At 52.8% G+C, this 14,657-nt stretch carries 6 protein-coding genes; 2 read left to right on the top strand and 4 right to left on the bottom strand.

Translation table 11 applies throughout. The annotated features are described in order from the left end of the window. Positions 1-64 precede the first annotated feature (64 nt). The 3 genes from MY069_RS04075 to MY069_RS04065 all read right to left on the bottom strand — a co-directional run bounded on the left by MY069_RS04075 (position 65) and on the right by MY069_RS04065 (position 8,855). Positions 65-3,328, bottom strand: a complete 3,264-nt coding sequence (locus MY069_RS04075) for a TonB-dependent receptor domain-containing protein (RefSeq protein WP_482795797.1) — start codon at positions 3,326-3,328, stop codon at positions 65-67. A gap of 275 nt (positions 3,329-3,603) precedes the next feature. Further along, positions 3,604-5,544 (bottom strand): alpha/beta hydrolase family protein, encoded by a 1,941-nt coding sequence (locus MY069_RS04070; protein ID WP_482795796.1) that lies wholly within the window; start codon positions 5,542-5,544, stop codon positions 3,604-3,606. 134 nt (positions 5,545-5,678) lie between these two features. Next, complete coding sequence (locus tag MY069_RS04065; protein ID WP_482795795.1) at positions 5,679-8,855, bottom strand: TonB-dependent receptor domain-containing protein; 3,177 nt, start codon at positions 8,853-8,855, stop codon at positions 5,679-5,681. A 481-nt stretch (positions 8,856-9,336) separates the two neighbouring features. Between MY069_RS04065 and uvrB the strand changes: the two genes are divergently transcribed. After that, positions 9,337-11,442, top strand: coding sequence for an excinuclease ABC subunit UvrB (uvrB, locus tag MY069_RS04060; protein ID WP_482796676.1), 2,106 nt, complete (start codon positions 9,337-9,339; stop codon positions 11,440-11,442). A 148-nt stretch (positions 11,443-11,590) separates the two neighbouring features. Here uvrB and MY069_RS04055 read toward each other — a convergent pair whose 3' ends face one another. Then, positions 11,591-13,558, bottom strand: coding sequence for an ATP-dependent nuclease (locus MY069_RS04055; RefSeq protein ID WP_482795794.1), 1,968 nt, complete (start codon positions 13,556-13,558; stop codon positions 11,591-11,593). 525 nt (positions 13,559-14,083) lie between these two features. On the opposite strand from MY069_RS04055, the gene MY069_RS04050 reads away from it, so the two are divergent. Beyond that, on the top strand, positions 14,084-14,647 hold the full coding sequence (locus MY069_RS04050; RefSeq protein ID WP_482795793.1) for a hypothetical protein: 564 nt from the start codon (positions 14,084-14,086) through the stop codon (positions 14,645-14,647). Positions 14,648-14,657: the final 10 nt, after the last annotated feature.

The raw sequence follows: 14,657 nt of genomic DNA, 5'->3' as shown, positions 1-14,657 counted from the left end.
GTTCGATCCGCTGGCGAAGCTTTCCGATTGGAAGGCTCCGCCAACGACATTGCATTGTAGGGGACTAGAATGATTTTCGGAGGTTCACGAAGATTCCGCGACCAAGATAGTCCTGACCAAACGGGACATTCGTCCCGGATGGATTTGTGGCTTCACCCGCATCAATTTTGTCGGGCTCTTCATCAAAAACGTTGGTCATGCCGATAATTGCAGTCCAAGTATCTTGAGTGTAGCGAACGGAAGCACTGTGAAGGAAATAATCGTCGATGAAATCTACATCGCGACAATCGACACCCCCCTCATCAACGCCGAGACACGTCTCCCCGGCGCCAAATTCATCTGTAAACTGCGCTTGTTGTTCGCCGACCCATGCTGTGTTCCAGGTAAATCTATAGTCGCCATAATCTGCGAACATCCGGAAAATGCCCTGCCATTCGGGGTCGTAGATCGTCCCTTCGAAGCGGTTTTCTACTGGATCCAGTCCAGGTGCACGCGTAACGGTGGTACGTTCGATCGTGTGATTGACGTCGACATCCACTCCCCAGCTTAACTCTCGCGCACCGATATTGAGTTCTTGTTCGTACAAGAGACCGAAGTCGATCCCGCGGGCGATCTCCGCATCCTGGTTGATGAACGGAACATCAAGCTCGGTAATAAATCCAGTTGCCGAGCTGCGGGTGATGAGATCGCATAGCGCTGACTGAGCGCTCGGTTGATCAATATAGCAATCATTGATGGCCGCTTGCGCGCCTTGTCGAATAATCGTGTCTTCAACCTCGATATCGTAATAAGTCAACGATGTCGTGAGATCGAATGCGTTGAAGAATGGCTGCTCGAAAACAAAGCCATAAGTCAGTGATTCCGAGGTTTCCTCGCCAAGGGCCCCACCTTTAAACGTGAAGACTTCTGTCGAAGGCGCGCCAGTCGTCGCACCCAAACTCGTAGGGTCGATACCTGCGGCACGACAGTTCGCTAAAAGGAGCGGATCTCTCTCGTCCTGCGTTGCATCATATTCTCCAAGTCCCGAAATGGCATCTTCTGGAACAATGCAGGGGTCTGTTAGATTCAAGAATCCGGACTGACCGAGTGTGAATTGTTCACGAAGGTTCGGTGCACGGAAAGATGTCCCGAATGAGCCTCTAAAGGTCAAATACTCGACTGGCCGGTACATGCCGCTTACTGAGTAGGTCCAGGCCGCGCCAAATGTGGATTCCTCCGTCCAGCGCGCTGATGCTTCAACTGTCAATTCCTCGGCCATCGGTTGCCCCGCGACGAGTGGAAGACTGACTTCGCCAAAGGCTTCGAGGAAATCTCGCGACCCGCTCGCGCCACGATCAGAAAAGAAGCCAACGATTTGCCCCAATCGAGCGACGTCATCAGGCTGTGAGTCCAAAGTGTCTTCCCGATATTCGACACCAATGGCGGCGCCGGCTTTGCCGCCGGGAAGATCAAACAATTCGCCGGTCGCGATACCTTGGAAAATAGTTTGCTCGATGATGGTATTGAACGTGCGATTTGAGATTAAATAATCATACTCTTCTTGGGTCGCTAAGTTTCCACCGCCTCGACCGTAAAGCGTCGGGGAATAGACATTAATCGGCACACATTTGGGGGTATTGTTGAATCCGTTGCCTTGAAATGGCACGCCGTCTTGATCCGGGATGCCGTCACCATTTCCGTCTAAGCCGCAAATGAAATTTCCTGGATTGTTCGGATCTTCAATTGTTGTCGCGACAGAGAGTGCCAATCGTTCATCATTCAAGGCTGTCGATCGAGATTGCCCTGTCGCGCGATCATAGCTTGCGGAAAACTCCCACTCCCAGTTCTCAAGCCCTAGGCCTTGCAACTGCATGTCGCCTCTAAGGCCGGCAACGGCACGGAACTGAGCAACTTCTGCTGTATTCACACTGTCTTCGCGTCGCAGCTTTATCCTTGCTTGTTGGCGAATGGCACGTGGGCCAGTATTTGCTGCGAAGGCCGCCGGTGTTGGCGCGCCGTCAAAGAATATTAGAGAGAGTTGGTCGTTGAATGCTTGGCCGCAATCCACGCCATTGATTCCGCACGGATTAAATGGATTTGAAGCCGGGGTCGCAATGTTAAAAGCGATTGTTCCCTGGTCCTGCTGTGTGAATTGTCGATTGGAATAGAGCGCTTCATAAAACACTGTCGTGTTGAGATCGTCCGCAAAGCCATATTCGCCATAGGTGAAGGCTGAAAATGTCTCAGTTTCCGCGATAACATCTTGAATTCTCTGTTCTGGCACAGCGGAGTTTTGATAGAATGGAGTTAAGATGTTTGGTGAAGAAATCCCGGTTTGAGGATCGACATATTCAAATCCGAACAAGCTGCTCTCGGAGTAATTTGGAACCCCGACATTCGTCGATCCTGGTGTATAATAAAGCGAGCCGAACTGACCAAATTCAGATCCGTAGGCGTCAAGCCAAATCCGGTTTATGCCGAATGCCAAGTTACACTCGATGGGGTCGAGGCCGACTCCAACATCTGCTGCGGCAATGTTCAGGGTACGTATTTCGCCTGTTGTGGTTTGCTCGACTGGCGTGACGCAGTCGCCAAAAATATCAGGGCGGTCGTTGAGTTTTAGGTTGTCCTGTTTTGACCACTCGGTTGCAAATCCCATGAAGCCGCGATCATTGCTGAGGCCCCAATTTGCCGAAACAAACTGGCTATTGCCACCACCACCTTCATCAAGGGGGTGATTCCAGGACCCTTCAATCTCGAAACCATCAAAATCCTTGCGGAGAATAACGTTTGTAACGCCGGCAACGGCGTCTGATCCATAGATCGACGACGCTCCATCCAAAAGAACATCAATACGGTCCACCAATGAGCTGGGGATCAAATTCAAATCTGGTACACCTGGCGCACCTTCAACTCCGGATGCTCCTAATCGGCGACCGTTGATGAGCACGAGCGTTCTGGAGGCGCCCAAGCCCCGAAGATCGATCGTTGATGCGCCCGGCCCATTTGCCAAAACAAATCCATTAAAGGATGTGTCAATCTGCAATCCCGTTGCGGCGGTACTCTCTTGTAGTAGGCTGGCGGCATCGACGAGGCCAATGTCCCGGCTAACCTCACCGCTGATTACTTGTACCGGTTTGATCGCTGTGAATTCAGATCTTTGGATCCGCGACCCGGTTACAACAACCTTTTCCTGGCGGGCTTCGTCATTCTCGTCGATCTCTTCGATGACGGTTACGGTTTCATCGTTGGTTTCTTGTGCCCAAACTGCTCCGGTGCAGAGGGTTCCTGTGAGCCCGGCTAATAGTGTTGTGGTAAATAACTTGTTTTTGAGAAGTCGATTTCTCATGACTTAGGGGCTCTCTCCAATCAACGGAGCATGCCTGCTCCTGGAGTCCGCTAGTCTGGTATTCAATCCAATACGCGCAGTATCCGATAATCAGCTCATTGATTTCGTCAATTCAAACATTGCAAAATTCTCATAATCATCAAGAAGCGGATCAGTATTGTGATGAAATTACCACAATTGCGAGCTTGATCGGCACGATTGCTCTTGGGAATGGGTAAATGACGGGATGATCTTGCGCGAAAAAGGGCGGCTCTGATAAGGCCGCCCTTTATTGGTCAGAAGTTACATTTGGTTTCGAAGAATTCTAAGAGCTCTGGAAACCAAGCGATGTTGTGCTCGTAGCGCCAGGGGCTATGAAACATATCTTTGATTTCAATATAGTCGTAATCAGCGTCATTTCGCTTCAAGTCGCGAACAAAGATCCGACTCTGATCAACTGGCACTGTGGCATCATCTTCGCCATGCACAACCAGCATGGGCATTGTGACGTCTTTAACCCGAGAAATCGCTGAGAAGCCGCTTACGGTTGGTTCCTGATACTTCCTCAAGAATCGGCTGTCGCCGATGCTGCCTCGGATTGGCGCGATGTCACTGATGCCCGCGCCTGCCACCGAGCAATTGAACGGCGTGTCAGGACGTGTTGCTCCTACAAAAGCGGCATATCCGCCATAGCTCCATCCAAAAATGGCGAGCTTGTCAGGATCGACCAATCCTTCATTCACAACGTGAAATAGGGAGTCCTCAATATCATTCTGCATGAGTTGTCCCCACTCATTATCGCCGGCTCTCCAATGCGCCAAACCATGGCCTTCTGAACCGCGATAATTGGGCTGAACGACCACATAGCCCTGATGCGCTAGCATCTGGGCCCATTCGTCATATCCGTAATAGTCGCGAACCCAAGGGCCGCCATGTGGCATCACGATTCCTGGAAACGGACCCTCGCCATCAGGAATGGTGACAAGCGCTGGGATTTCATATCCGTCCCGTGCTTGAGCCATTATGCCTTCAACTCTCGAAAGTGCGTCGGGTGTGATCGTTGTGTCAACGCTCACCACTTTCGATGCAGCACCATCCTTGATCATGTAATAGGTGCCGGGATCTCTTGGTCCGCTAACGAAAAATAGAACGGTCGAGCTGTCTTGTGAGATATTTATGATCGAGACGTTTTTATCCGGAAAGGATTGTTGAATGCTCGAGAAGATTGAGCCGATTTCCGGGTCTGTATAGTATCTCTCTCTGCGGTGATCGCCAGCATAGAGGTAACCGGTTATTGCTTCGCGATCGCTCAGGCGCGGGGATCTCAGGACGTTGAGAACGTCATATCCTTCGGGCTCGAAAACCGGCGTCCACTCGTCGGGATTGGCGACGTCCATTGTGAACAGGCCTGTATTGTCGCTTTCTTCCGTATCGGCGACAAAATACAGCTTGTTGGGCGCGTCGGGATCATGAAAGCCGAGCAGCTGGATGCGCTTTCGGTCACGCGCATCGCGGCGCGCAACTTCTTTCCACATGGTGCTCCCTTTTTCGCGAGCAAAAAGCAGTACCGCAGGACCATCAGGATCGTATCCTTGAGCGGTTCGGGGGTCTCCTTCCCAATCAAATCCGACCGCGGCGATGTCCGAGTTCCCTTTTAACACAAGTTCTCGTGCGCCAGTGTTTACGTTCACTTTGTATATGTTGATCGCCGTGCCCTCATTGACCGACATCAGGATGTGATCGAAATCGGTTCGAAGATAATCGACGATGCTACCTTGCGCGAGCAAAAGTGCCTGCTGTGCGACGGCGGAAGTGTTTCGATCGATACTTGGCGCCTTCAGAAGATTAACGGATTCACCCGTGTTCACGTTGAAAGCAAGATATCGATTGAGGGATAGAAGTTCTTTGCGGCGCTTTCGCTCTAAGCGAAACTCGATCACGATTGTCTCGTCATTCACCCAAGTGAGTGATCGAGGTTCAGCATCATTTCCAGTATCGAGTCTCCGGAGCGATCCAGCAATATCGTTGGTATCGAACACGACAACTTGGTACTCGCCGCCTCGCTCGGTGCGCTGAAGCATTGCCATTTTTGAACCATCAAATGACATTTCCAAGCTGCGGAAATCGGACTCATCTGCCCAAACCTCTACCGGTATCGTGGGTTCAGCTTGGGCTGCCATCGGAACGCTTGCACTGAAACCGAGTGCAAGCGTCGCAAAAAACGCTTTCATATTCATCGAATTTTTCCCTGACTCACTGCCAGGAAGAATAATCTGGAATCAGCGGCTGTGAAGCGAACACATGCATTTGTTACATACAAAAAGCCCGCATCAATCGATGCGGGCTTTTCGATTAGAAGTCGGTTTGTGTCTTAGAAGGACTTCGACACACCAACAAAGAAGCGACGTCCGAAGATGTCTGCACCTGACTGGATCGGCACGTTAGCCAAACCAAAGTTCGAGTCGATGCTGTCAATCTCGTCGAAGAGGTTGAGAACACCGCCACGAACAGACCAAGAGTCAGCCGTGTAAGACATGGTGAGGTCGTGCTGCCAGATGTGGTCTGTCAGTTCTTTCTCGACACATCCATCGATGCGCGCATTAGCGACGAGGTCAAAACACGCAGCAAAGGCGTTACCTTGGTCTGGGTTCTGGATCAGGTCACTGATGAAGCGTGAGCGGAAGTTAATCGCCCAATCTTTCCAATCCGCGCGGATTGTGGACACCGCATTGTACTCAGGGAAACCGCCGCCCAGCGTCAGCTGGCCAAGGTTTTCTGTCACTGTACCTGGAGTAACTTCGTCATTGTTTTCAAATGATTGAGTTAGAACCAGATCCCATGTCAGGTCGATCGGATCCTCAGTAAAGCGGGTCAACTCGTAAGCCGCGTTGATGTTGATATCCATACCACGCGAGGTGGTCGGTCCGAGGTTGATCGATGCTTCGTTAACGGCAACCAGGTTGCCTGATGCGTCCCGTGTTTGGAAGGCACAAAGCGGATCTGTGAGACCGACAGAGTCGAAACAATCACCGAGAATTTGGCCACGTGTCAGCTGACCAATTTGACCAGTAATCTCATACTCGAAGTATGTTGCTGCGACCTGGAAGTCGAACTCGTCAAAGAATGGCTGATCAAAGACAAACCCAGCAAACAGTGCTTCAGACTCTTCTGGCGAAACGCCTTGGTTACCGAAGTTACCAAATGCCACCGGCAGAGAAACAAACGCTGTTGTGGTTGGGTCGCCATCTCCTTGGTTCACCGTACCCAAAGTCGTTGGGTCCAGACCAATATCGATACAGTTCTGAATAACGATAGGATCACGTGTTTCCAGAGCTGGATCATATGCGCCTGTAGTTGGGTCAAGTTGCAGAGCGTTAACGACACATGGGTCGATCCGACTAGGTTGTACAAAGACCGTACCGGTACCGAACTGCTCACCAAGATCTGGTGCGCGGAATGAAGTACCGAAGCCAGCACGGAAGGTCAGATAGTCTGTTGGGCCATATTCACCCTTGATCTGATACGTCCACGCGGAACCAGAGAACTCTTCTTCCGTCCAGCGCGCCGCGCCTTCCAGCAAGAGTGACTGAGCCCATGGCTGGTTTTCCAGAATTGGAAGCGAGATCTCGGCAAAGCCTTCATAGATATCACGCTGGCCCGTAGCACCTAGGTCAGCATCAACACCTTGAAGAAGACCAAAGCGTGTAGAATCGCCTGGCGTAGTAACAACCTGGTCTTCACGATACTCCGTACCCAGCAAGAACTGCGCTGTTCCACCTTGTGGGAATTCAAACAGTTCACCCTGAACAAAGGCGTTGAAGACGAGTTGCTCGACTTCGGTCTGGACAGTGCCCACGCCGTAAGCAAATTCGTTTTGCTCTGGCGTTGCGAATTGACCCGCGACCAGGAATTCTGGGACGAATGGGTTCAATGGCACACAAGCCAGTGGTGCACGAACGGTATCAAATCCGAAGAACGCTGTACCGCCTGTTGCCGGGTTCGTACCTTGTGGTACTGAACAGGTGATGTCTCCGGTAGCTGGATCAACTGAACTGTTTAGGCCCTGAGCGATCCGGTCCTCATTGAGGAATCCAGTAAGTGCTTGGAAACCGTTGGATCGGTGCAAGCTAAGCGAAGCCTCGTAAGACCAATTGTCGGTGCCGAAGACATTCACGTCTGGCAAATCGCCACGGACGCCGAAGAGGCCGCGAGCCACGTCGATCTCCTGATCGACTCCTTGCTCGACACTGTAAACAAACAGACCTGGTCCCCCAAACGGGTTGAAAGGATTGTCTGCGGTAAACGGCAAAATCTCTTGTGCCGTGTTACGTGTTTCCAGCTGGCGATTACCATAGTTACCCTCGAAAAAGAGCGTCATGTCGCCATAAGTGTTGAGATTGTATTCGCCGACTGTGTAGATCGAGACGCGCTCGGTTGGCGGCAGATATGTGTCGCTCAGGTCTTGCGGGAATCCACGGGTAGCTGGATCGTTATCCGGACGGAAGAAGCTGACTGGTGGGCGGACGAAGAAACCAGGCGCACCTGCTAGCGGTGTTGATCCTGGTGTGATCGGACCGCCGAGTTCGCCGATGACGTTACCCACACCACCTACGATCGCAAATCCGGCAGGCGTACCTGAACATACGCGGCGTTCTGAACCGTCTGGAAGAACACCAATATCGACTTCACAAAACTGTGGGCCGATGTCCAAGTTGCCAAGAGAGGTCCCGGTAAAGCCGTTGGACACGCTGCTCACAGGGCCAAAGAAGGCCGACAGAGCGTCGCCACGGGTGATATCGTCCTGATTGTTATACTCAAGCGAGAAGCCGATGAAACCGCGGTCATTGTTTACGCCGGTGGTCAGTGACAGAACGTCGTTCGCGCCCCAACCGTGCTCGCTTTGAGACCGGAAGTAGTTCACTTCAACACCGTCAAAGTCTTTGCGCAGGACGTAGTTTACAACACCCGCAACAGCGTCGGAACCGTAGATCGAAGACGCACCGTCAAGCAGAACGTCTACTTGCGATACCAAAGAGCCTGGGATCAAAGAAATGTCTGGGTTTGCCGGAGCACCACCAACACCAATTGGTCCGAGGCGGCGACCATTGACGAGCACGAGCGTCCGTGCGCGTCCGGTAACACCAGATCCGAGACCACGCAGAGATGGCGAAACGTTACCGATGGTTGTAAAGGCTTGCTGCAAACCGCCGTTGAATGCGGTCGAAACACCGAGTGTGTTCTGCTGACCAGAAACAACGGTGGTGTTTGAAAGCAATGACTGAGCGTCGATCAGGCCGAGCTCGCGTGCTTGCTCACCATCAACGATTTGAAGTGGTGAAACCGAAGTAAATTCGTTACGCGACAGGCGGGAACCTGTTACGACGACTTTGTCTTGACGGGCTTCGTCATCTTCGTCGACTTCTTCAATTACGGTTACGACTTCATCGTCGGCCTCTTGAGCAATCGCTGCTCCAGCCCACAAACCACCCGCAACGCCCGCGAGTAGCGTCGTCGCAAATAGCTTCTTCTTCAGAAGATCATTAGTCATGATCTATCATCCTCCAATAAAATGAGCGCTCCCACTCCTAGGAGCTCCCTTCGATTTGCGACTAGAAAAACGCAGATTTTTCAAATACGCAGTGTGCCTGATTTAGCAGGTGACTCTGGATAGAGGTGAGAACGCGCGACCGTCAATTAACAGTTGCCAGATTTACCTCTATATGCAGCATGTCTCGCGATGGTGTGCTGATTTTGCCACATTTCTGTCGTATTGTGTGGGCGTTATTTTCTTGCGTATTCCGAAATGAGGGAAGATTTTGCGTCAGAGCGCTAAGTTCCGCACAAATCATTGGTTACTTGTGTAATCATATGCTGACAGAACTTGTCCGTATAGCTCGCTAAGCGCGCTTTAGAGCTATTGTTTCCGATAATGTTTAGGTTACATCCAGAGCTCAATTTCCAACGTGTCTTTGACAGAGGTCGCAAGATTGGTTTTTTCAACTGAGAACAATGGCGCCGCGCGCGATGCAGTGGGTGGCTTGCCGTCGAGCGAGTGGACTCCGCATCGGCCGGATCGGCGATGGGAAAAACTCGAAGGCGGGATCGAGCTCAAGGTCAGCTCACCCTATGCGCCAGCGGGCGACCAGCGTACCGCGATCCCGGAATTGGTTGAAGGCATTCAAGCCGGTGAGCGCGATCAGGTGCTGCTTGGTGCAACCGGCACCGGCAAAACGTTTTCAATGGCGAAGATCATCGAGGCGACACAGCGCCCGGCCTTGATTCTCGCTCCAAACAAGACGCTCGCGGCGCAGCTATACGGGGAGTTCAAGTCCTTCTTCCCCGACAATGCCGTCGAGTATTTCGTCAGCTATTATGACTATTACCAGCCTGAAGCCTACGTCCCGCGGCGCGATCTTTATATTGAGAAAGAGAGCACGATCAACGAGGCGATCGATCGGATGCGCCACTCCGCGACGCGCGCCATCCTGGAGCGGGATGACTGTATCATCGTGGCGTCCGTGTCTTGTATATACGGTATCGGATCGGTTGAGACCTACACGTCGATGACCCGCAAGCTCGAAGCCGGCCAAAGGATTGATCCGCGCGAGGTCGCTAAACTCTTGGTCGATCTTCAATATACCCGCAATGATATGGCGTTCCAACGCGGCTCGTTCCGGATGAAGGGCGATATTATCGATATCTTCCCGGCGCACTATGAAGACCGGGCGTGGAAACTGTCTTTCTTTGGTGATGAGCTTGAGAGCATTACGGAGTTTGATCCCCTGACCGGGCGCAAATCAGAGACGCTGCCCGCGATCAAGCTCTACGCGAACAGCCACTATGTCACCCCGCGACCGACCCTCAACCAGGCGATCGATCAGATAAAAGCTGAGCTCAAACAGACGCTGGCGCACTTCCAGAAAGAGGGCAAGCTGCTCGAAGCGCAACGGATCGAGCAGCGCGTGCAATATGACTTAGAAATGATGGCCGCCACGGGGAGCTGTAACGGGATCGAGAACTATTCCCGCTACCTCACCGGCCGGAAACCCGGCGAGCCGCCGCCAACCATGTTCGAGTATCTGCCAGACAATGCGTTGGTCTTCGTCGATGAGAGCCACCAAACCGTGCCGCAAATCGGGGCCATGTATAAAGGCGACTTCTCGCGCAAGCGCACGCTCGCAGAATTCGGCTTTAGGTTGCCTTCTTGTTTGGACAACCGTCCGTTGAAATTCGAAGAGTGGTCCGCTATGCGGCCGCAGACGGTGCATGTTTCGGCGACGCCGGGGCCTTGGGAGCTCGAGCGTACCGGCGGGGTGTTCACCGAACAAGTGATCCGCCCGACCGGCCTGCTCGACCCGGAAGTGGAGGTCCGCCCGGTCTCGACCGGCACCACCAACCAAGTCGATGACCTGACCGCCGAGATCCGCGCCACCACCGCAAATGGCTATCGCACCCTGGTCACCACGCTGACCAAAAAGATGGCCGAGGACCTGACCGAATACCTGAATGAGCAAGGCATCAAAGTCCGTTACATGCACTCTGATGTCGACACGGTGGAGCGGATCGAGATCATCCGCGATCTCCGCCTCGGCGCGTTCGACGTGCTCGTCGGCATCAACCTGCTGCGCGAAGGTCTCGACATCCCAGAGTGCGGCCTGGTCGGCATTCTCGATGCCGACAAAGAGGGCTTCCTGCGCTCCGAAACCTCGCTGGTCCAGACGATTGGCCGGGCCGCGCGGAACGCCGATGCCCGCGTCATCCTGTATGCCGACAAGATTACCGGCTCAATGCAGCGCGCCATGGACGAGACCGAGCGCCGCCGCGAGAAACAAAATGCCTATAATCAAGAACACGGCATCACCCCGACCACGATCAAACGCGAAGTCGCCGACATTCTCGGCGAGCTGGGCGAGAAACCCGGCGGCCGAACCCAGCTCAAAGGCGGCAAGTCGCGCCGCAAAGCCGTGGCCGAAGAACAAATCGCTTATGAACCCGGCCAAGGCCACAATCTGCAAGCCGTCCTCGCCGATTTGGAAAAACAAATGCGCGAAGCCGCCGCCAACCTGGAGTTCGAAGACGCCGCCCGCCTCCGCGACGAGGTGAAACGGTTGAGAGAAGAAGAGTTGGGGCTTTAGGGGTTATTGGAGATTAGACGGCTTGCTCCGCAATAGGAGACGAAGCGGGTAAGCTCTGAATTCCGAAATCTGGGTTCAAATATCGCAGCGCATCGATATCCGAACTCTCTTTTGAAGTTCACTTTCGAGTAGTTCGCGTGCGTTGCACTTAACTGCCCAGTTGATCTTCGGCCCAGTCTAGAACTGCATTCGCAGTTTTGGTTATCGCGTCATCAAGTATCAGAGTGCCGGTCGCGAGATTTTCTCTGAGGAACCTTGTGACATGCATCTTTTTGACGGTTGTGACCGAAAAGAACTCGGCAATTTCATCCTTATGGTGTTTTAGAACAAGTTTTTCCATTGAAGCAGCTGAATTGTCGAAATCGTGGAGTTCTGCCAATTGAGCATCTGAGTATTGCCACTTTGCCGCGTAAGCGGCTTTGGACTTTTTCCCGGGCTTATCGCTATCGAGGAAGACAGACGTTTTTCGCCCCCAACCAGTCAGAATACTGATGATCGGATCTAGCGCTCCCGCGCCCGTACCTGGAATGAGATTGAACTGAAGCTCCGAGGGGCGCTGTTGCGCCGCCAATGTGAAAACACACCAATCGTTCAATCCTTCGACTAGAAGCGCGTTCGATGCTAGCTCAATGTCGGATGGAGCGTAGTCAAGTTTCTCCAAAATCGGATAGAAGTAGGTGCGCTTGTTTGGGTGATTTCCCACGAATTCTCGATATTTCTGTGCCTCAATTTGAGTGGGGTTGGTTGAGAAGATCTCCGAGTTGTCCGGGTCTACAGCCCGGTTGGACACTATGTAAGCGCTATTAAGCCACTTTGGCTCAATCATGTGATGACTGTGAGTCGAATAGACTACATAGTTCTTGTCAGCTGCTAGGAACTCGAAGCTCTGAAGCAATTCAGACTGTGCCCGGGAATGCAAATTGGAGGCTGGTTCGTCGAACAAAAACAATACGTTTTCGTTCGTTTCTCTTCGTGCTCTGAAATGAGTGAAGAGTAGGAAGCAAAAAAACCATCTAAATCCCAAACTCCGATCTGCGAGCTTAAACTTCTGAGCGCCATCAACTACAAAGAATTCTGCGTAGATGGAGTCTGTTTCTTGTTCGTAGTTGACCGAAATTTCCACGCGCTTGTTTTCGTAGTCCCTATTGAAAATACGCTTCCAACTGGAGAAGACTGTCTTTGAAACTTCGTTCGCCGCCTCCAAGGCTACTTGGTCAACCAAAGACCTTTTTGTGCTTCCTAGGAAGCCAAACCAGGTCCATGTCGCTTCTTCCTTCTGTTTTGTCGCTCGAATGCGATTGACGATATGATCTTTAACAGTGAGTTCTTTTCCGAGGGATCCAACTATGTCGTTTATTAATTCGCGGAAATACCGGTTCTTGCTATCTTCTCCTTCAGTCTCCTCCAAATAGATTTTTTGAGGAAAGTCGAACAAGAAAGTTGGGAAATAACAGAACTTAGGAAACAGATTGCTGACGATTCGCACGCAAGCTAGCCATTCGTGCGAACTGTTTCCTCGATGGGATCTGGCCTTTCTTTGTTTGCCTGTTTTGGCCTCAAATCCAAATGTCCAATACCGGGTGTTTGCTTTGTGCTCTGAATTCACATACCTAATTACCTGCGTCACACTAAAACGTCGATCGAGACTTTCTCGATCGATGAAGATGTTTTGCTCGGACATCAATTGAAGTATGATATCTACCTCATTGTCCGTAAGCTCAAATCTGACCTGGATAGAAATCTCGTCGCTGAAGCTAGTGGCTTCATGACGCGGAATAATCTCCTCCAAATTGGATTTTGTGAACGGCCCCTCCAAAAGAGCATCGGTATCCGACTCTCCAGTATTGAAATAGTGGAGCGCCTCCAGAATTGTTGTTTTTCCGCTCTCGTTGAGCCCAATCAAGGTGAGGATTCTGTTTTTGCCTTTGGAGCCGAATGTAAGAGTTACGTCTTCAGCCCCTTTGAAATTCTTGATACGTGCAGAATGTAAAATCATATGAATACTCAAGGCAGGATTGTCGTTACTTAAGTCCATTAAAAGGAGTCGCCGTTTAGACAATTCGAATCGTGCGAGCGAGACTTTTTTTCGCCTCAATTTTTGAATCGGGCTTCCCATCACCCGGTCCTATGCGCGGCGGCGCATGGGCTGACGGGCTGTGTGATAATGCGAACGACGGTGCGCCGGAGGCTGAGCCAAAGGCGGACGCCTCTAAAAGGGGCGCGCGCATGGCCTCGTTCGCGTGATGAACCGGTCTTTCCACGATAGGCCCTCATCCTGAGCGGCGTCGAAGGATAAAGGGCCGGGCTTTCCGCAATTTGTCGTGAGCCCGCCTCGTCCTTCGACTTCGCTCAGGATGAGGCTGAAGGGGCGATCAGGGTGAGGCTTGAAGGAAGGTCCGCTCGTCCCGGGCTTGACCCGGGACCTCCAGCCTCGCTTCCGGATCTCATGACACGAGGTCCCGGATCAGGTTCGGGACCGTGGGGATGGCCCACGAACGGGAAATGAACCCTCAGACCGCTGCGCGTTCGAGGGGGACGCCTGCGCTGTGCGGTACCTTGGGCGGATTATCGATCCGTGAGAGCTGGATGCCATTCGCGCCGGTCAATCCGACCGGGTTCTGGCCTGATTTAGGGTTCGGGGATGCCAGATATTCGCGCCCTTCCGATTGAAGATCGCCGGCAATTGGCGGCTGAGGCGGAGCGGCGCGCGCGGGCCGGGGAGAGGCCGACTGAGATTGCCGCCGCGCTCGGGATTTCGATCACGACCTATGGGCGCTGGGCGGCGCTGTTTGGGTTTCGGCTCTGTGACATTGATCCCGATCATAAAATGGCGCGCGGGCTGCATCCGTCAGTGCCGACCAACCGGCCATCGGGCCGCTTCATGTTGCGCCACGGTCTGGGCGGACGGGTCAAAGGCTCAGGCCGCCCGCCGGGGATCAATTTGCAGGACGAAGGGCTGAGCTCTGCGGATCAGATCTTACGGGCCGTGCGCGCCGCTTTGCGGGCGGATGATCGCTCTCGCGCCGACCGTTTGATTGCCGCCTGGAAAGTCAAAGCTCGCCGCGCGCGGGATCTGGCGGCTTTAGAAGCGGAAGCGGCCTCAGAGCTCGAAGCCGGGCGGCGGCACGGGATTTCGGATGCTGAACTGGCTAAAGATGTCGCCGCTTTGCTGGGGCGAACGGTGCGGGCGGTGAAACGGCGCTAAGCGGTGGGGA

This window comes from Hyphomonas sp. ske169, from assembly GCF_056850855.1.
This window is presented reverse-complemented; position numbering and strand designations above follow the sequence as displayed.

Excerpts from the sequence above, each read along its gene's own strand:
- MY069_RS04050 (WP_482795793.1), top strand. The coding sequence starts at position 14,084 with ATGCCAGATATTCGCGCCCTTCCGATTGAAGATCGCCGGCAATTGGCG.
- MY069_RS04075 (WP_482795797.1), bottom strand. The coding sequence starts at position 3,328 with ATGAGAAATCGACTTCTCAAAAACAAGTTATTTACCACAACACTATTA.
- MY069_RS04070 (WP_482795796.1), bottom strand. The coding sequence starts at position 5,544 with ATGAATATGAAAGCGTTTTTTGCGACGCTTGCACTCGGTTTCAGTGCA.
- MY069_RS04065 (WP_482795795.1), bottom strand. The coding sequence starts at position 8,855 with ATGACTAATGATCTTCTGAAGAAGAAGCTATTTGCGACGACGCTACTC.
- MY069_RS04055 (WP_482795794.1), bottom strand. The coding sequence starts at position 13,558 with ATGGGAAGCCCGATTCAAAAATTGAGGCGAAAAAAAGTCTCGCTCGCA.